Genomic DNA, 18888 nt, shown 5'->3' with positions numbered 1-18888 from the left:
CTTATTTGGCTCGGGCGCGGTAGACCGTGTCGAGCCAGACGGCGACGACAAGGACGACACCGACAACGATTCTCTGGAGCGGGCTGTCGATTCCGAGCAGTACCATGCCGGACTGCAGCGACTGCATGACGAGCGCGCCGAGCATGGCGCCGGCGATGGTGCCGGTGCCGCCCGCAAGCGACGTGCCGCCGATGACGGCAGCGGCGATGGTATAGAGTTCGTCCAGCTCGCCCTGCGCGTTCGTCGCGGCATTGAGGCGGGCGGTCGAGATTGCGCCGGCGATGGCGCAGAGCAGGCCCATGAGCGCGAAGATGCGGACCGTGACCCAGCGGGTCTTGATACCGGCAAGCTCGGCTGCCTCCGGATTGCCGCCGATGGCGAAGACGTAGCGGCCGAAGCGCAGGCGCGTCGCGACGAAGGTCATGATCGCGCCGACAATGACGGCGATCAGAACCGGCACGGCAATGCCGTAGGGAATATCGAGGCCGGACTCCGGCCAGGGAATGCCCTTTGCCTCCGCATATCTCTTGGCGATGTTCGTCGGCCAGTAATAGTTGTTGGCGACGGCGATGGCGCCGAGCACGAGCACGCAACCGAGGGCCGAAAGGAAGTATTCGGCCCAAAGCGGGCGCAGCGGGAAGCCGAAGCGCCGGCGCTGGCGGCGGGAATTGATGATGCTTGCAACGATGGTGAGGCAGGCGATGACCCCGACGATCCAGCTCCAGGTGGCGCCGATCGAGCCGTCGGTGCCGCCGCCCATAATGCGGAAGTTGATATCCATCGGCGCGACCGTCTGGCCGCTGGTGACGAACCAGGTGGCGCCGCGCCAGACCAGAAGCCCACCGAGGGTGACGATGAAGGACGGCACATTCAGGAAGGCGATGATCATGCCCTGGAGCATGCCGATCGATCCGCCGACGATGAGGCCGGCAGCAAGCGTGATGATCCAGGTGGCGGGGCTGTTGAAGCCGAGATATTGCGGTAGCACCTGCGCCTGCAAGACGCCCATCACCATGCCGCAGAAGCCGAGCATGGAGCCGACGGAAAGGTCGATGTTGCGGGTGACGATCACCAGCACCATGCCAGTCGCCATGACGGCGACGGACGAGGTCTGGACGGAGAGGTTCCAGAGGTTGCGCGGTGTCAGGAAGAGGCCGCCGGTCATGATCTGGAAGCCGATCCAGATGATCAGCAACGCGCCGACCATGCCGAGAAGGCGGGTGTCGATCTCCGTCGCGCGGAAGAAGCGCGCCACCGGATTGGCTTCCGCGTTGCGCGGCCCGTTGGAAGTCGTGGAATGTACCGTTTCGGCCATGGGTTTGCCGTTCCCCCATCGTTTGGGCAGGCTGCGGCGCTCTTCTTAGCCAACCGCCGCCCTTTACGCCCAGTTCTTAAACTATCCCCCCGATTTCTGCAGATCCGGTCTCAGCGGCCGTGACGGCATCGGGTCGGGATGGGTAATGGCGGTCGATCAGCGGTCGCTACCTGGGCTGGCGCCGGATCTCGATCCGCATCCGGCGCCGCAACGGTTTGCCGTTGCGGCGCCGGCACTGTTTTCAACCTGTCGGCAGCGGATTTAGTCGCAGGCAGCAAGCGAACCGGTTTTGACGCCCTGGCAGGCTTCCGCCTTGCTGATCCAGCCGGCGTCGATGACGACGTTGAGGTTGTCCTTGGTGATCGGTAGCGGTTTCAGGAAGACGGATTGCATGGCGACGCCCTTCGGGCCGCCGTTGAAGGTCTCAACGCCTTCGATCTTGTCCATGGTCTTGCCGGCGGCGAGATCGAGGGCGATTTCGGCAGCGCGCTTGCCGAGCTCGCGCGAGTCCTTCCAGACGGAGACCGTCTGGGTGCCGAGGGCGACGCGGTTGAGCGCTGCCTTGTCGGCGTCCTGTCCGGAGACCGGGACTGAGCCGGCGAGACCCTGTGCGTCGAGAGCGGCGATTGCGCCACCGGCCGTGCCGTCGTTCGAAGCAACAACGGCGTCAACCTTGTTGTCGTTGGCGGTCAGGAACTGTTCCATGTTGCGCTGCGCGTTTTCCGGCTTCCAGCCGTCAGTATAGGCTTCGCCGACATTCTTGATCTTGCCTGCGTCGACTGCGGCCTTCAGCACTTCCATCTGGCCCGAGAACAGGAAGTCTGCGTTCGGGTCGGACGAGGAACCCTTGATGAAGACGTAGTTGCCTTCAGGCTTTGCGTCAAAGACGCCCTTTGCCTGCATGCGGCCAACTTCCTTGTTATCGAAGGTGATGTAGAAGGCTGCCGGATTTTCGATCAGGCGGTCGTAGCCGACCACCGGGATGCCTTCGGCGGCGGCCTTTTCGATGGCCGGGGCGATGGCGTCGGAGTCCTGCGCAAGCACGATGAGGGCGTTCGCGCCCTGCGAGATCAGCGATTCAACGTCCGTCAGCTGCTTTGCCGCAGACGACTGGGCGTCAGCTGAGATGTATTTTGCGCCCTTGGCCTCGAGGGCCTTCTTGATGGCGGCTTCGTCGGTCTTCCAGCGCTCTTCCTGGAAGTTCGACCAGGAAACGCCGACGACGAGATCGGCAGCCATGGCCGCCGTTTGCACGGAAATGAGGATGGCCGTGCCGGCCATCAGCTTCAAAATAGACTTCATATTGTCCTCCCGAATGAATTGCGGTCGACCCAGCCCGAATGTTTCCTCCGGCCGCCGCGGATCGCTGTCCAGAAATCAATGAATTATTTTCTCGACAGTCGAGAAATTTAGTGTCAGAGATTTTTTCAACTGTCAACACCGCACTACCGGCTAAATTCCATTGCGAAAATCGGCTGGAGATTCGGTGTGAAAGCGGGGCGGAATACGGGGAGAGGGCGGCATTCATGCTGACCAAATCGAGCACGGAGCTGGTCCGGCAGAGGAATAGCGTGCTGGTGCTTTCCGCTCTCCGCCGCCACGGTGCGGCCGCGCATACCGAGATTTCCGACTATACCCGCCTGTCCTCTGCGACGGTTTCTGCGATTACCGCTGATCTCGAAAAGGCGCAGATCATCGAGAAATCGGAGCACCAGGCGGCAAGCGGAAGAGGACGGCCACGCGTGCTTTTCCGGCAGCGGCGGGATTGCGGGTATCTGATCGTGGTCATCATCTCGTCGGACGCCGTGCAATATTCCCTGGTGGATTACGCCGGCAAGCTGATCGATCGCTTCAGCGAGGAACGTTCGCATGACCCTGCCGGGGCGGCGCGCTTTGCGGCTGCGGTCAAGGCGGGTCTGTCACGTATTCTGGAGCGTTCCCGGATCGGCCGCAATAAAGTCTTGCTGATCTCAATCAGCAGCAAAGGGCTAGTGAATTCGCTCGAGCCCGTACTCGTCTGGTCGCCGATCTTCGGCAGCGAACAGATCGATTTTGAATCGGCGCTGCGTCCGGAATGGCAGGCGAAGATTATCCTTGACAATGAAACACTGCTCGTCGCCGCCGCGCTCGGCGCACGCGAGGAGAATGTAAAGGGCGAGGATTTCCGTTCGCTTGGCGCACTCTCGCTCGGCCACAGCATCGGGCTCGGCATTGTCAGGCGCACGCCGCATGGCGGCCAGGAGATATCGGCGCCGAATTTCGGCCATATGCTGCACATGGCCAATGGCGGTCTCTGTCGTTGCGGCACCAAGGGATGCATTGAGGCGCATGCCGGGTTCTATGCGATCCTTCGAACGGCCTTCGAAGTGCCGCTCGATACGATCCCGGCAAAATTCGTGCCGGTCGCCGAACTCGACAAGATCGCCGCGCAGGCTCGCCAGGGGCATCGCATGTCGGCCTTCGCCTTCCGCCAGGCGGGCCTTGCGCTCGGCAACGGGCTGTCGCGCGTGCTGAGCCTGACGGAGCGCATGCCGGTCGCAATCACCGGGCCGGGCACGCGCTACTACGATCTGCTGCGCCAGGGGATTGAGGAGGGCCTTGGGCAATCGCATATCGTGCGCATGGAAGGCATGCCGGAATTGCGAGTGGTCGCAGACGAGCAGAACCTTGTCTTCGAAGGACATCTGAACCGGGCGCTTGGCGTGATCGACGAAGATATCGTCAATACAGGCGGACCGGGGCACGGCTGAGCGATCGGCCATTGCGGGTGCACTCCACGCAAAGTCCACTGGCGCGATTTGCCTCGACGGGGCGGGCGGAAAATAATCACATGCCCACTTTTTGGTCGTGCTCGCTCGGCCGGCCGTCCGGGCCCTTGCGATGCAACCGCCTAAATGCCCGGTTTTTCGGCTGTTTTTGGCGCCAAGGGGATTTTAGGAATCTTCTCTTCGAACTGTGCATGGTTCTTGCATTGCCTTTTGCATTGTATTCAAATGAACAAAAAGAAGGGGAGCCACACCTTTGGCATTTGATGAAATGATCACCGGGGATGAAAATCCCCGTCAGCCATATGAGAAATATTTCGAGTGGTACAATGCCCAGGACAGGGCGCATCTGATTGCCAAATCTCGCGACGCGGAAAACATCTTCCGCAAAACCGGCATTACCTTCGCAGTTTACGGACATGCGGATTCCTCCGAGAAGCTCATTCCCTTCGACATCATCCCGCGCATTATTTCCGGGCGCGAATGGCGGAAGCTCGCTCAGGGCATCGAGCAGCGCGTGATTGCGCTGAATGCCTTCCTGGACGACATCTACCACAAGCAGGAGATCATCCGCGCCGGCCGCATTCCGCGCGAGCTGATCGAGAAGAACGATACGTTTCTTTCCGAGATGATCGGCTTCCGTCCGCCCGGCGGCGTCTATACGCATATCGTCGGCACCGACATCGTGCGCACCGGCGAGGATCAGTTCTACGTGCTGGAAGACAATGCCCGCACGCCGTCCGGCGTCAGCTATATGCTGGAAAACCGGGAAACCATGATGCAGATGTTTCCGGAACTCTTCCACCAGAACAAGGTCCAGCGCGTCGAGGACTACCCGTATCTGCTGCGCCAATCGCTTGCCTCGCTCGCCCCTCCCGGGTGCAAGGGCAAGCCGCGCGTCGCCGTGCTGACGCCCGGCATCTACAACTCCGCCTATTACGAGCATTCGTTCCTCGCCGACATGATGGGCGTGGAACTGGTCGAGGGGGCGGATCTGCGCGTCATCGACGGCAAGGTGAAGATGCGCACGACCCGCGGTTATGAGGCGATCGACGTGCTTTATCGCCGCGTCGATGACGACTTCCTCGATCCGCTGACATTCCGTGCCGATTCCGCCCTCGGCATTCCGGGCATCATGGATGTCTACCGCTCCGGCAACATCACCATCGCCAATGCGCCGGGCACCGGCATCTGCGACGACAAGGCGATCTATTCCTACATGCCGGAGATCGTCGAGTTCTATACCGGCCGGAAGGCGCTTCTCGAAAACGTGCCGACCTGGCGCTGCTCGGAAGCCGACAGCCTCAAATATGTGCTGGAACACCTCGAAGAACTCGTCGTGAAAGAGGTGCACGGCTCCGGCGGCTACGGCATGCTGGTTGGCCCGACGGCCTCGAAGAAGGAGCGGGCCGATTTTGCCGAAAAGCTGAAGGCCCGGCCGAATAATTACATCGCCCAGCCGACGCTGTCGCTCTCGACGGTGCCGATCCTCGTCAATAAGGGCATCGCACCGCGCCATGTGGACCTGCGGCCCTATGTGCTGGTTTCCGACAAGGTGCAGATCATTCCGGGCGGCTTGACCCGCGTCGCGCTGAAGCAGGGCTCGCTGGTCGTCAATTCGAGCCAGGGCGGCGGTACCAAAGACACTTGGGTATTGGAGGATTGATGCTCGGAAGAACTGCAAACGGACTCTACTGGATGTTCCGTTACATCGAGCGCGCCGAGAATATCGCGCGTCTTATCGATGCCGGCCTGCGCATGTCGCTAACCCGAAGCGGCACAGGCGACGACGACTGGGATGGCGTGCTGCAGAGTGCGGGTGTTCGCGAAGCCTACGACGAAGGGCACGCCAAACTCACCAGGGTCGATGCGGTCGACTATCTGCTGCGCGATCATTCGAACCCGTCGAGCGTGATGTCGTGCATCGATTCCGGCCGCAACAACGCCCGCATGGTTCGCACGGCTCTGACGCGCGAGACCTGGGAGGCGACCAACGAGTGCTGGATCGAGCTTAAGGCCCTGCTTTCCAAGCGCCCCAAGGCGGCCGAAATGCCCGAGATCATCGATGTCATCAAGCGGCGGGCGGGCCTTATCCGCGGCGCTTTTCACGGCTCGATGCTGAGAAACGAGCTCTATAACTTCGCGCGCATCGGCACCTTCATCGAGCGGGCGGACAATACGAGCCGCATTCTCGACGTGAAGTACTACGTGCTGCTGCCATCCATTTCGCAGGTGGGGTCCTCGATCGACAATGTGCAGTGGGAATCGATCCTGCGTTCGGTTTCAGCGCACCGTTCCTATAGCTGGGCCTATGATGAGGAGTACAAGGCGGCCAATATCGCCGACTTCCTGATCTTGAATGGCCAGATGCCGCGGTCGCTGGCCTATTGCTACGAAAAGATCGTCAGCAACCTCGGCTACATATCGAGCAGTTACGGCGGTGAACGGCTGCCGGCCCACGATACCGCCGACGCCATCCGGACATCATTGCAAACGAGGCAGATCAAGGACGTCATGGACCAGGGGTTGCACGAATTCCTTGAGGATTTCGTCAATCGCAACAACCAGCTGGGCATGGAAATTTCCGACGGCTATCGGTTCTACGTATAAGCGGGGCATGAGATGAGACTGAAGATTAGCCATGTCACCGAATACCACTACGACGAGCCGTCGCAGTTCTCGCTGCAGCGGCTGCGCCTGACACCGCCCTCAGCCTTCGGTCAGAAGGTCTTGAACTGGTCGTTGCATGTCGAAGGCGCCAAGCCAGAGGTGGAGTATGACGACCAGTTCGGCAACCATGTGAACCTCGTCTCGCTGCAAGGCGAACAGCAGGTGACGCGCATCGTCGCCGAAGGTGAAGTCGAAACCGAAGATCGCAATGGAGTGACCGGCCCGCATTCAGGCTTCTGCCCGCTGTGGCTGTTCCTGCGCGACACGCCGCGTACCAAGCCCGGCAGGCTCATCAGGGAACTCATACGGACCGTAAAAGGCGACAATGAGCTCGCGCTGATGCACGCGCTGATGGCGGCCATTCACGAAGCGGTCGAATACAAGCCGGGGACCAGCAACACGGACACGACCGCCGAACAGGCGATGGAGAAGAAGAGCGGCGTTTGCCAGGACCACGCCCACATCTTCGTTTCCGCGGCTCGCGCATTGCAGGTGCCGACGCGCTATATCTCCGGCTACCTGATGATGGAGGGGAAGGCGGAGCAGGCCGCGACACACGCTTGGGGCGAGGCGCACATTCCTGGCCTCGGCTGGGTCGGCTTCGATCCGGCAAACGACATCTGCCCCGATGCCCGCTACGTCCGCGTCGCTTCCGGCCTGTGCTACCGCGACGCAGCCCCTGTCTCCGGCATGCGCATCGGCACGCCGGGCGAGAAGCTCTCGGTCATGGTCAAGGTCGAAGATCAGGGCCAGATGCAAAGCCAGAGCTGATGGCCAGCATGGCTTAAAACTATTCGCAGAAAGGAAGATCGGAAGATTTTCATTTTGGCGTTACTTAGATTTCGGCTCAAAGCCGTGCTATAATAAGCTATGGCTTATTCTTCGAAAGATCTGGAGCTTTCCCGCCGGCGCGTCGCGGAAGACAGAAAGCACATCGCAGCGCAGGAAGCCCATATTGCGGGTGTTTTACTGCGGGGAGAACCGAGCTCGCTGGCCACAGAACAGCTCGTCGATTTCAATCAGCAACTGCGTGCTCACACTTTTGAATCCGATCTGATCGCTGCAGCTCTTCGGGCTGACCGCGCTCATTTGGAGGACTAACCGAATGACGCTTATCTTTCCCAACAAAAGCCGGACGTTCGACGAAACGAGGAAGGCTGTACGCTTTACCGGCTACGACGGCATGTTTGAAATCAGGTTTCTCGTCGAAGCAGCAGCGCTTGGACAATCCGCTGCGGCGAACGCTTCGGAGCTTGCCTGTCTCAATGCCTTTGACGCCGCACGCTCTACGATCCAGGAAGCAGCCGCCAGAGCCTATGCAAATCGGCGCGGAAACAATCTGACGCTCACCGCACGGGATTTCCGCTGATCGTGAAAATGTTCAGGCGATGGCGCCGTTATCGCCGGGCACCTCTTCCGTCACGACATCGAATTGCTTCAATACAGCCGGGCCGAAAGCGGTCGAGATGGCCACGTCCGTCGCGTCGCGGCCGGTTCCCATCAGTATGCGGCCGATGCGCGGAACATTGTGCCGGGCATCGACCGTATGCCAGTGGCCGCCCAGATAGACTTCGAACCAGGCGCTGAAATCCATCGGCGCGGGATCGGGCGGCACGCCGATATCGCCGAGATATCCTGTGCAATAGCGCGCTGGTATGTTCAGGCAGCGGCAGAGCGTTACGGCAAGATGCGCAAAGTCGCGGCAGACGCCGGTCTTGTCGCAATAGCCACCATGCGCGGTACGGAGTAGATCGGCTTTCAGGTAGTCGAATTCGATATGGCCGTGTACGAAATCGGCAATGGCCTGCACCCGCGGCCAGCCGGGTTTCGTCTGCGAGAACGTCGCCCAGGCGAAATCGCTCAACCGGTCCGTATCACAATAACGGCTGCCGAGAAGGAAAACGAGCACGTCGTCCGGCAGGTCCTTGATCTCGTGTTGCTGCGCATCCAGCGGCACCGCATCCGGCTGGCCGCTGTCGTAGATCTCGAACACGGTCGAAATCGTGGTCAGTCCCGGCGGGGCGACAATGCGTGTGCACGAATTCCCGAAACCATCGGTGTAGTTCCACGCCGCGATCGGCTGACTGAACGACAGCACCTGATCCGTCAGAAGGTCGGGACGCCGCGAGGGATGGACATTGAGGACGAGAAGCATTGGCGTTGGCTGCACACATTCATAGCCGATCGTGAAACCAGCGCGAATCTTCATGGAAGCTCCTTCGTCCAGCAAGCCCGCAGGCCATCAAGGAACGCCAGTAGAACATTTCGGTTCCACAGGGAAGCGGCCCCTTCGCCATATTTTACCGTTGGGTGGTAACGTTGACCTGCACAACCAGGTCGTCGAAATCGTCCGCCGCTCCGTCATAGCTGCCCCAGAGCGGAACCGCCTGGCGAGGATCGCGCGCAACGCCGACGCGGATCAGATCGTGGTTGCCGACGATGCCGTTCGTGGGATCGAATTCCACCCAGCCGGCGCCCGGGAGATAAACCTGGCACCAGGCATGCGTCGAGCCGCCGCCGAGCGTCGTCGAGCCGTCGCGATCCGGCACGTAGATATAGCCGGTGACGAAACGGGCGGCCAGGCCGAGCGAACGAGCCGCTTCCATCATTAGCAGGGCAAAGTCGCGGCAAGTTCCCTGCCGCATCATCAGCGTCTGGATCGGCGCCTGTGTTCCATGTTCAGAGCGGCGGGCATAGACGAAACTCTCGTGGATCGCATAGCAGAGCGTCATCAGGACGTGGCCCGTCTGGCCCGACGAGCTTGTTCCGACGAACTGATGCGCCCAGTGTGCGACTGCACCACCCGGATCCTCGTAGTGGCGCGTGATCGTGCAGGAAAGGTCCGTCAATTCCTCGTCGTCATAGGAAAAAGGGTAAGTCAGCGCCTTTCGATCGATTTCGAGATCGAGCGGCACCTGCGGCGTGTGGTCGAGGCGAATATTGGTCTCGAACCGCAACTGATCGGCCGGCCGGTCTATATCCACGAGCGCAATGCAATTCCCGAAGACGTCGTGTATCCAACGGATTCCTGCCGGTTCCGGATCGATCGTCATCGTTGCATCCAGAAGCCGCTGGTCGAAGCTGTCCCGGGGGCGGAAAAGCACGCGGTGCTGGCCAAAGGCAACAGGCCGCTTATAGGAATAATGCGTGATGTGCTTGACGGAATAAACGGTCATCCTGCCTCGCCCGCCCCGGAGCTTTGATGCGATAAAGCTGTGGCTACTCGAATTCCGGCACCAGACCTGAGCGGAACAGGATCACTGATGGGCCTTGTCCGCCGATGGCATGGCTTTTCTCGCTGCACCGGACGACGACCCCATCATAATCCCTGACGAGCGTCTGGGCGATATAGACGGCCGTTTCTTCCCTCTTCATCTGCCGAGGCTCGAATGCCGGTAACAGCGTACCTCGCTCATCCTTGTTGAAGGCGCTGAGCACGATCGATTTTTGAACTCCAGGCATGGTTCCCTCCCTACCGCGGTAACGGCGGCGAGGCGAGAACGTTCCGGAAGAAGGGCGGTTGGCAAGAAAAAGGCGGAACTTTCGTACCGCCTTTTGACGCTGGTGACCGTTTGGCCCCAGGGGCTTGGCGGTCCATCGGGATCTTCGAGCCGCGCGAGCCGACCAGGAAATCGACGTCGGCACCCTTATCGGCCTCTATGACCGTTTGATGTAAGCTGGAAATAGCCGCCCTCGATCGGCACGTGCGGCTTGACCCAGGCGGCGCGGCGCTGAAGCGCCTTTCCTTTCCAACCAACCAACGAAAAAGGCGGGGCTTCACCTCCGCCTCATCGATTTTCTGTCTCGATGCGCTCCGCTAGTGGCTGTCCTTGCCGACCGCGTTTCCGCGACATCCCTTGAGGAAGTCGAGGTCGGCGCCGGTATCGGCCCCTTCGACATGCTGCTGGTGCAGCCAGGCATAGCCGGACGTCGGCAGATCATGGTTCGGCTGCCATTCGGCGAGCCGCAGGGCCAGCTCCTCCTCAGAAATGTCGAGATGCAGACGACGGTTCGGCACGTCCATCTCGATCATGTCGCCGTTTTTCACCACTGCGAGCGGCCCGCCGACCGCAGCTTCCGGGGAGGTGTGCAGCACGACGGTGCCGTAGGCCGTTCCAGACATGCGGGCGTCGGAGATGCGCACCATGTCGGTGATGCCTTTCTTGAGCACCTTGGGCGGCAGGCCCATGTTGCCGACCTCGGCCATGCCCGGATAGCCCCTTGGTCCACAGTTTTTCATGACCATGACGCAGGTTTCGTCGATATCGAGGCTGTCGTCGTTGATCTTGGCCTTGTAATCGTCGATGTCCTCGAACACGACCGCCCTGCCACGGTGCACCATCAGGTGCGGGGAGGCGGCCGAAGGCTTCAGCACCGCGCCCTTCGGCGCCAGATTGCCGCGCAGCACGACGATGCCGCCCGAAGACGTCAGCGCCTTTTCGGCAGGCAGGATCACATCCTCGTTCCAGTTGACGACGTCCTTGACCTCATCCCACATGGTTTCGCCAGATACCGTCAGCGCGTCCTTGTGCAGGAGGTCCGCCTCGCCGAGGCGCTTCAGCACCACCGGCAGGCCGCCGGCATAGAAGAACTCCTCCATAAGGTACTTGCCCGACGGCATCAGGTTGACGATGGTCGGGACCTCGCGGCCGCAGCGATCCCAATCGTCCAGCGAAAGATCGACGCCCACCCGGCCGGCCATGGCGAGCAGGTGGATGACGGCGTTGGTCGATCCACCGATAGCCGCATTGGTGCGGATGGCGTTCTCGAAGGCCTCTTTCGTCATGATGTCAGAGGGCTTCAGATCGTCCTTAACCATCTGTACGATACGCCGGCCGGTGAGCTGCGCCATGACCTTGCGGCGGGAATCGACCGCCGGGATCGCGGCGTTGCCCGAAAGCGCCATGCCGAGCGCCTCGGCCATGGAAGCCATGGTGGAGGCGGTGCCCATGGTGTTGCAGGTGCCCGACGAACGGCTCATCGAGGCCTCAGCCTCGAGGAACTCGGCCTGTGTCATCTCGCCAGCCTTCACCATTTCGGAAAACTTCCACAGATGCGTACCTGAGCCGACGCGTTCACCGCGGAAATAGCCGTTCAGCATCGGCCCACCCGTGACGACGATCGAGGGCAAGTCGCAGGAAGCTGCCCCCATGAGAAGCGACGGCGTGGTCTTGTCGCAGCCGACCATCAGCACACAGCCATCGATCGGTTGGCCGCGGATCGCCTCCTCCACCGCGAGCGCGGCAAGGTTGCGATACATCATCGCGGTCGGCCGAAAGGTGTTTTCGGATGCCGAGAACACCGGCACCTCGACCGGGAAGCCGCCTGCCTCCCATACGCCCGCCTTCACCTTCTCGGCGAGCTCTCGCAAATGACCGTTGCACGGCGTCAGATCCGACCAGGTGTTGAGGATGCCGATAACCGGCCGTCCGTCGAACAGGTCGTGTGGATACCCTTGGTTCTTCAGCCAGCCGCGGTGATAGATCACGTCTCGGCTCGTGCCGCCGTACCATTCCTGCGACCGCAGCTTACGCGGCCATTCAGCTTTCTTTTTCATAGTCTCTGTCCTTCACGGCTTCCAGGTCGCCTCGCGCCACCCGGAAGCCGATGATGTCGTTACGCCAGGGTGTATGCGGTCTTGACGGTTGTGAAGAATTCGGCGGCGTATTTGCCCTGCTCGCGCGAGCCGTAGGACGAGCCCTTGCGTCCGCCGAAGGGAACATGGAAGTCGACGCCGGCGGTGGGCAGGTTGACCATGACCATGCCGGCTTCGGCGTTGCGCTTGAAGTGCGTCGCGTGCTTGAGGCTGGTGGTCGCGATGCCCGACGACAGGCCGAACGGCGTGTCGTTGGCGACAGCCAGCGCCTCTTCGTAATCCTTGACGCGGATGACCGATGCTACCGGTCCGAAGATTTCCTCGCGGGAAATGCGCATCTGGTTGGTCGCTTCGGTGAACAGCGTCGGCTGCAGGTAGAAGCCGGGTGTGTCACGCGCGATCAGCTCGCCGCCGAAGGCAAGCTTTGCGCCTTCATTTTTGCCGATCTCGATGTAGTCGGTGTCGGTCTTAAGCTGTCTCTCGTCGACGACCGGGCCGATATGCGTGCCGGTCTTCAGCGCGTGATCGACGTTCAGTGTCTTCAGCTTCTCGGTCATGGCCGCCACGAACCTGTCGTGGATGCCTTCCGTCACGATCAGGCGAGACGATGCCGTGCAGCGCTGGCCGGTCGAAAAGAAGGCCGAGTTGGCCGCCGCTTCGACGGCGACGGAAAGATCGGCGTCATCGAGGATGACCATCGGGTTCTTGCCGCCCATTTCGAGCTGAATCTTGCGATTATGCTCGATCGAGGAAACCGCGACGCGCTTGCCGGTGCCGACGGAGCCGGTGAAGGTGATGCCGGCAAGGTCGGGGCTGTCGAGCATCGTCTGGCCGACGATCGAGCCCTTGCCCATGACGAGGTTCAAAACGCCCTTCGGCAGGCCTGCACGGTTGAGGATGTCGACGATCGCCCAGGAGCAGCCGGGCACGAGTTCGGCCGGCTTGAAGACGATGGTGTTGCCGTAGCAGAGCGCCGGGGCGATCTTCCAGGCGGGGATCGCGATCGGGAAGTTCCAGGGCGTGATGATGCCGATGACGCCGAGCGGCTCGCGGGTGATCTCGACGCCGATGTTCGGACGCACGGAGGGCACAACTTCGCCGGCCAGGCGCAGCGCTTCGCCTGCGAAGAATTCGAAGATCTGTGAGGCGCGGATCGTCTCGCCGATGGCTTCCGGCAGGGTCTTGCCTTCTTCGCGGGCAAGTAGCGCGCCGAGTTCGTCCTTGCGCGCCATGATCTCGTCGCCGGCCTTCTTCAGGATGACGTGGCGCTCCCAGATGCCGGAATGCGACCAGGCGGGGAAGGCGGCCTTGGCGGCGGCGATCGCGTTCCGGGTGTCGGCGGCCGAGCCGCTGGCATAAAGGCCAACGACCTCCTTCGTATCGGATGGGTTGATGTTTTCGACGGCGTCGGCGCCGGTCCATTCGCCGGCGATCAGGTTTTGATAAATGGTCATGGGCTGAACGAGCCTCCTTTACCTTTACAGAGTGGTCCGGCCGCAGATCGCGGCCAGCCCAGCGCAAAATTCAAAGCTGCTTCACAGCGATATTTTCCTCGGCGGCAACCTTCAGCGGATTGCGCAACGGCAGGCCGAATTCGGCAACCTCGATTTCGAAAACATCGCCTTCTTCCGTCTTGACGCCATCTGCGAAGGAGAGCGTCGCCGTGCCGAACATGTGGACGTGAACGTCACCCGGGACGCGGAAGAGGCCATACTTGAAGTGGTGATATTCGAGATTCGCGAAGGTGTGCGACATGTTCGCCTCGCCGGAGAGGAACGGCTTTTCGAAGATCACCTTGTCGCCGCGCTTTATGCGCGAGGTACCGCGAATATCTTCCGGGGCAACGCCGATGCGGATTTCCGGACCGAAGCTTGCGGGACGCAGCTTGGAGTGGGCGAGATAGAGATAGTTGATCCGCTCGGTGACGTGGTCGGAAAATTCGTTGGAGAGCGCAAAGCCGATGCGGAACGGGGTACCGTCCTTGGCAATCACGTAGATGCCGGCCATTTCGGGCTCTTCGCCGCCGTCAAGCGCGAAGGAAGGGGAGACGAGGGGAGCGCCGGGCGCTGCAGCGCCATAGCCGTTGCCCTTATAGAACCATTCGGGCTGGACGCCCTTTTCTCCAGCCTTCGGCTTGCCGTTCTCGATGCCCATCTTGAACATCTTCATCGAGTCCGTGAGCGTTTCTTCCGCGGCCTCGGTGGTCTTCTTGTGCATGGAATCACGGGTCGCCGCTGAGCCAAGGTGGGTGAGGCCCGTACCCGTCAGGTGCAGGTGGGCAGCATCCGGATGCGTGATCGGCGGGAGGAATTTGCCTTCGGCATAGGCCTTTTCCAGATCGACGGCATCGCCATAGCCATGCGCCTCGATGATGGAAACGAGCGACTTGCCGGCGTCTGCAGCTTCCATTGCCAGCGCGTATACGCTGCCTGCATTCTTCACGGCTTTCGCTGCACCGCCCGGCTCACGCACGGCGACGATGATCTCTCCGTTCGAACCCTTGATCTGCGAAATAAGCACGGCTTTCATCCTCTTTAGCTGGGTGCGGACAAGCTCCGCCTCTCCGGCTCCCGAGGGACCCGGAACTGGTCTTACTCATGACTGCAAATGCCAGGACTGGCGCCGGAGCGCTTAGCCCTTATTCTTGTTATAAACGTCGAAGAAGACGGCGGCCAAAAGCACGAGGCCCTTCACCATCTGCTGGAAGTCGATACCGAGGCCGACGATCGACATGCCGTTGTTCATGACGCCCATGATGAACGCGCCGATGACGGCACCGGTGATCTTGCCGACACCACCGGAGGCCGAGGCGCCGCCGATGAAGCACGCCGCGATGACGTCGAGCTCGAAGCCCACGCCTGCCTTCGGCGTTGCCGAGTTCAGCCGAGCCGCCACGATCATGCCTGCGAGACCGGCAAGAACGCCCATGTTGACGAAGGTGTAGAAGCTCAGGCGCTCCGTGTTGATACCGGAGAGCTTGGTGGCTTTTTCGTTGCCGCCCATCGCATAGATGCGGCGGCCGATCGTCGTGCGGCGCGTGACAAATGCATAGGCTGCGATCAGCACGAGCATGACGACGAGAACGTTCGGCAGGCCCCTGTAAGTCGAAAGCTGATAGCCGAGAAAGAGGATCGCCAGGGAAACGACGGCGTTCTGGGCGATAAAGAAGCCCATCGGCTCGACATCGATGCCGTGGCTCTCATTCACCTTGCGGCGGCGCCAGGCAAGGTAAAATAGCACGACCGGAATGATGAGTGTCAGGATCAGCGACGTGGACTGCACCGGCGTTCCGGCGATGTCGATCATGCTGCCCGGCAGGAAGCCGGTGCTGATGATCTGGAAATCCTTCGGGAACGGGCCGATGTTTTTGCCCCCGAGTACGAAGAGCGTCAGGCCGCGGAAGACCAGCATGCCGGCAAGCGTCACAATGAAGGACGGGATGCGGTGATAGGCGATCCAGTAGCCTTGGGCGGCACCGATGATGCCGCCGATGATCAGGCAGAGAATGCCCGCCACCACGAAATTCATCTGCCACGTGACCATCATCATGGCGGCGAGGGCGCCGACGAAGGCGACAATCGAGCCGACGGACAGGTCGATATGGCCGGCCACAATGACGAGCAGCATCCCGAGCGCCATGATGACGATGAACGAGTTCTGCAGAACAAGGTTCGTCAGGTTGACCGGCTTGAAGAGAATGCCGCCGGTGTAGAACTGAAAGAAAACCATGATCGCGACGAGCGCAATGAGCATGCCGTATTCACGGATATTGCCACGGATATAGTCGGCAACGGAAACTACGTTGCTTTCCTCGGCGGCTGGAGGGTTGACCGGAGTCATTGTTTCTTCTCCCCTGAGCGCATGATAGCGCGCATGATGGTTTCTTGGCTCGCCTCTCCCTTTGGCAGTTCCGCAACGATACGTCCTTCATTCATGACATAGATGCGGTCGCACGTGCCAAGCAGTTCCGGCATTTCCGATGAGATCATCAGAACGCCTTTGCCGTCGGCGGCGAGCTGGTTGATGATAGTATAGATTTCGTATTTTGCACCGACATCGATACCGCGGGTGGGTTCGTCGAGGATCAAGACATCGGGATCGGAGAACAGCCACTTGGACAGCACGACCTTCTGCTGGTTGCCGCCCGATAGATTGATCGCTTCCTGGAAGATGCTGGAACTGCGGATGCGCAGCTTCGAGCGGTAGTCCGATGCGACCTTGGATTCCCTGATGCTGTCGATGACCGTCGCGTTCGAGACCCCGGCTAGATTGGCGAGCGTGGTGTTGTGAACGATGTTCTCGCCGAGCACGAGGCCGAGATGCTTGCGGTCCTCGGTCACATAGGCGAGACCGGCGTCGATCGCCTTGCGGACGGTGCTGACATCGACCTGCTTGCCATGCATCAGCACTTCGCCGCTGACCTTGTGGCCATAGGACTTTCCGAAGACGCTCATGGCGAATTCAGTGCGGCCGGCACCCATCAGGCCGGCGATGCCGACGACTTCGCCCTTGCGGACGCTGATGTTGACATTGTGCAGCACCTGCCGGTCGCGGTGATGCTGGTGATAGGCGTTCCAGTTCTTGACTTCGAGGATCGTTTCGCCGATCGGCACGGAGCGCGGCGGATAACGATCGGCAAGCTCGCGGCCCACCATGTTCTTGATGATGATATCTTCGCTGATTTCTTCGGTGTGACAGTCCATCGTCTTGACCGTCATGCCGTCGCGCAGAACCGTGATCTGGTCGGCAACTTTGCGCACTTCATTCAGCTTGTGGGTGATGATGATCGAGGTGAGGCCCTGGTTGCGGAACTCGATCAGCAGGTTCAGCAGCGCATCTGAGTCGCTTTCGTTGAGCGATGCCGTCGGTTCGTCGAGAATCAGGAGCTTCACGCTCTTAGACAGCGCCTTGGCAATCTCGACGAGTTGCTGCTTGCCGACGCCGATGTCGGTGACAAGCGTGTCCGGAGATTCGCGCAGGCCGACTTTTGCGAGCAGCTGCCGCGTGCGGTTGAACGTTTCCTGCCAGCTGATGATGCCGCTCTTGGCATTCTCGTTGCCGAGGAAGATATTCTCGCCGATCGACAGAAGCGGCACGAGCGCCAGCTCCTGATGGATGATGACGATGCCGATTTCTTCCGAATCCTTCAGGACCTTGAAGTTGCGGACTTCGCCTTCGTAGACGATCTCGCCATCGTACGTGCCGGCCGGGTAAACGCCGGAGAGAACTTTCATGAGGGTCGATTTTCCGGCCCCGTTCTCGCCCACCAATGCGTGAATTTCACCCTGACGAACCTTGAGGTTCACGTTCTCAAGCGCTTTTACGCCCGGGAACGTCTTGGTGATGTTCCGCATTTCGAGGATTGTATTGTCCATAGTCAAAATCCAACGTCAGCAGCCGGAAATACGGCGCGACGATCATAAAAGTGAAGACCGGAACCCGCAACCAGCGGATTCCGGCCAACTTGGTACAGTTACTTCAGCTGGTCAGCCGTGTAGTAACCGCCTTCGACGAGAACCTTCTCGTAGTTGGTCTTGTCGACCGCTACCGGCTTCAACAGGTAGGACGGAACAACCTTGACGCCGTTGTCGTAGGTCTTCGTGTCGTTGACTTCCGGCTCCTTGCCGGACATGACAGCGTCAACCATTGCAACGGTGACCTTGGCGAGTTCGCGCGTGTCCTTGAAGACTGTCGAGTGCTGTTCGCCAGCAATGATCGACTTGACGGACGGAATTTCAGCGTCCTGGCCGGAAACGACCGGGAGCGGCTGATCCGGGGTGCCGTAGCCGACGCCCTTCAGCGACGAGATGATGCCGATGGAGAGACCGTCGTACGGAGACAGGACGGCGTCGACCTTGGCGTCGGTGTAGTTAGCCGAAAGCAGGTTGTCCATGCGGGCCTGGGCCGTTGCCGCGTCCCAACGAAGCGTGCCGACCTTGTCCATGCCGGTCTGGCCGGACTTCACGACGAGCTTGCCGCTGTCGATGTAGGGCTGCAGGACAGACATTGCGCCGTCGTAGAAGAAGAAGGCGTTGTTGTCGTCCGGCGAACCGCCGAACAGTTCGATGTTGAACGGACCCTTGCCATCCTTGAGGCCGAGGGCGTCAACGATGGAGGTTGCCTGCAGAACGCCAACCTGGAAGTTGTCGAACGTTGCATAGTAGTCAACGTTGGCCGAGTCGCGGATCAGGCGGTCGTAGGCGATGACCTTGATGCCGGCGTCATGAGCCTTCTGGAGAACGTCGGAAAGCGTCGTACCGTCGATGGCGGCGATGACGAGAACCTTAACGCCCTTGGTGACCATGTTCTCGATCTGAGACAGCTGGTTCGGAATGTCGTCGTCTGCATACTGCAGGTCGGTGCCGTAGCCGGCTGCCTCAAGCTGCTTGACGATGTTGTTGCCGTCGTCGATCCAGCGAGCGGAAGACTTCGTGGGCATTGCGATGCCGACGGTCCCCTTGTCCTGCGCCAGTGCCGGCATAACGAATGAAGCGACGCCGAAGGCGGCCGCAGCCATCAATGAGATAATGGATTTCATTTCT

The 18888-nt window shown here is 60.6% G+C and carries 17 protein-coding genes; 6 read left to right on the top strand and 11 right to left on the bottom strand.

The window, feature by feature from the left end; translation table 11 throughout:
- Position 1: 1 nt before the first annotated feature.
- On the bottom strand, positions 2–1315 hold the full coding sequence (locus RGR602_RS13845) for a sugar ABC transporter permease (protein ID WP_039845593.1): 1314 nt from the start codon (positions 1313–1315) through the stop codon (positions 2–4).
- Between the two features lie 261 nt (positions 1316–1576).
- Complete coding sequence (xylF, locus tag RGR602_RS13840) at positions 1577–2617, bottom strand: D-xylose ABC transporter substrate-binding protein (protein ID WP_039845592.1); 1041 nt, start codon at positions 2615–2617, stop codon at positions 1577–1579.
- Positions 2618–2841: 224 nt separating this feature from the next.
- Here xylF and RGR602_RS13835 point away from each other — a divergent pair, with 224 nt between their 5' ends.
- The 6 genes from RGR602_RS13835 (at position 2842) to RGR602_RS13810 (ending at position 8119) form a co-directional block, all read left to right on the top strand.
- Positions 2842–4065, top strand: coding sequence for an ROK family transcriptional regulator (locus RGR602_RS13835; protein ID WP_039845591.1), 1224 nt, complete (start codon positions 2842–2844; stop codon positions 4063–4065).
- Between the two features lie 271 nt (positions 4066–4336).
- Entirely contained in the window at positions 4337–5746 is a 1410-nt protein-coding gene (locus RGR602_RS13830; RefSeq protein ID WP_039845590.1) for a circularly permuted type 2 ATP-grasp protein, read from the top strand.
- A complete protein-coding gene (locus tag RGR602_RS13825) occupies positions 5746–6690 on the top strand; it encodes an alpha-E domain-containing protein (protein ID WP_039845589.1) in 945 nt (314 codons plus the stop codon). The genes RGR602_RS13830 and RGR602_RS13825 overlap by 1 nt, the downstream gene beginning before the upstream one ends.
- A gap of 12 nt (positions 6691–6702) precedes the next feature.
- Positions 6703–7521, top strand: a complete 819-nt coding sequence (locus RGR602_RS13820) for a transglutaminase family protein (protein WP_039845588.1) — start codon at positions 6703–6705, stop codon at positions 7519–7521.
- A 99-nt stretch (positions 7522–7620) separates the two neighbouring features.
- A complete protein-coding gene (locus RGR602_RS13815) occupies positions 7621–7851 on the top strand; it encodes a hypothetical protein (RefSeq protein ID WP_039845587.1) in 231 nt (76 codons plus the stop codon).
- A 4-nt stretch (positions 7852–7855) separates the two neighbouring features.
- Positions 7856–8119 (top strand): DUF1488 family protein, encoded by a 264-nt coding sequence (locus RGR602_RS13810; protein WP_039845586.1) that lies wholly within the window; start codon positions 7856–7858, stop codon positions 8117–8119.
- A 12-nt stretch (positions 8120–8131) separates the two neighbouring features.
- Here RGR602_RS13810 and RGR602_RS13805 read toward each other — a convergent pair whose 3' ends face one another.
- The 9 genes from RGR602_RS13805 to chvE form a co-directional block, all read right to left on the bottom strand.
- Entirely contained in the window at positions 8132–8959 is an 828-nt protein-coding gene (locus tag RGR602_RS13805) for a transglutaminase-like domain-containing protein (RefSeq protein ID WP_039845585.1), read from the bottom strand.
- A gap of 91 nt (positions 8960–9050) precedes the next feature.
- Entirely contained in the window at positions 9051–9926 is an 876-nt protein-coding gene (locus RGR602_RS13800; protein WP_039845584.1) for a transglutaminase family protein, read from the bottom strand.
- A gap of 43 nt (positions 9927–9969) precedes the next feature.
- The gene (locus RGR602_RS13795) at positions 9970–10212 is read right to left on the bottom strand and encodes a hypothetical protein (RefSeq protein ID WP_039845583.1); all 243 of its coding nucleotides are present in this window, start codon (positions 10210–10212) and stop codon (positions 9970–9972) included.
- 355 nt (positions 10213–10567) lie between these two features.
- Positions 10568–12307 carry an L-arabinonate dehydratase gene (araD, locus tag RGR602_RS13790; protein ID WP_039845582.1) on the bottom strand — a complete coding sequence of 580 codons (1740 nt, stop codon included), beginning with the start codon at positions 12305–12307 and terminating at the stop codon, positions 10568–10570.
- Between the two features lie 59 nt (positions 12308–12366).
- On the bottom strand, positions 12367–13800 hold the full coding sequence (locus RGR602_RS13785; RefSeq protein WP_039845581.1) for an aldehyde dehydrogenase family protein: 1434 nt from the start codon (positions 13798–13800) through the stop codon (positions 12367–12369).
- Positions 13801–13870: 70 nt separating this feature from the next.
- A complete protein-coding gene (gene araD1 / locus RGR602_RS13780; protein ID WP_039846868.1) occupies positions 13871–14866 on the bottom strand; it encodes an AraD1 family protein in 996 nt (331 codons plus the stop codon).
- A gap of 111 nt (positions 14867–14977) precedes the next feature.
- On the bottom strand, positions 14978–16186 hold the full coding sequence (gene mmsB / locus RGR602_RS13775; protein WP_022717091.1) for a multiple monosaccharide ABC transporter permease: 1209 nt from the start codon (positions 16184–16186) through the stop codon (positions 14978–14980).
- Complete coding sequence (gene mmsA / locus RGR602_RS13770; protein WP_039845580.1) at positions 16183–17721, bottom strand: multiple monosaccharide ABC transporter ATP-binding protein; 1539 nt, start codon at positions 17719–17721, stop codon at positions 16183–16185. Before mmsA ends, mmsB begins: the two co-directional genes overlap by 4 nt.
- Before the next feature lie 98 nt (positions 17722–17819).
- Positions 17820–18884 (bottom strand): multiple monosaccharide ABC transporter substrate-binding protein, encoded by a 1065-nt coding sequence (gene chvE, locus RGR602_RS13765; RefSeq protein ID WP_039845579.1) that lies wholly within the window; start codon positions 18882–18884, stop codon positions 17820–17822.
- Positions 18885–18888: the final 4 nt, after the last annotated feature.

The sequence above is a fragment of the Rhizobium gallicum bv. gallicum R602sp genome (assembly GCF_000816845.1).
Lineage (GTDB): Bacteria > Pseudomonadota > Alphaproteobacteria > Rhizobiales > Rhizobiaceae > Rhizobium > Rhizobium gallicum.
This window is presented reverse-complemented; position numbering and strand designations above follow the sequence as displayed.